Origin of the sequence: Pantoea sp. GbtcB22 (assembly GCF_019091025.1) — a bacterium.
In the GTDB taxonomy this organism is placed as follows: domain Bacteria; phylum Pseudomonadota; class Gammaproteobacteria; order Enterobacterales; family Enterobacteriaceae; genus Pantoea; species Pantoea leporis.
On record NZ_JAGXKB010000221.1, the window covers coordinates 1 to 270 of the forward strand.

The following is a 270-nucleotide window of genomic DNA, read 5'->3' on the forward strand; positions in this document are numbered from 1 at the left end:
TGTCGCCCGCCTGGCGATAAACCGCCGCTGGCGTGGATGCCGTGACGGGGAGCGCCGCCAGCAAGGTGGCGGAACCGATAGCGCTGGCTGCTAAAGAGGGCACCGCAAAGGCCGGCGGGTGGCTGCTGCGCAGCGTGGCCACGCTGTGCGCCTGGGCTTTTTCCAGCGCCACCGCTTCGTCGGCGCTGGTTGGGTGGAAGCGAATTTTATCGCCCGGTTTCACCTGGCCGACTTTCCTCAGTTCGGCTTTGGCGATGGTCACCGGGCAAA

General features: G+C 66.3%; 1 protein-coding gene. It reads right to left on the bottom strand.

Going from position 1 to position 270, the window contains the following annotated elements:
- Positions 1-270: hypothetical protein (locus tag KVT28_RS25200; protein ID WP_217550906.1), on the bottom strand; the 270-nt coding region annotated here is incomplete at both ends.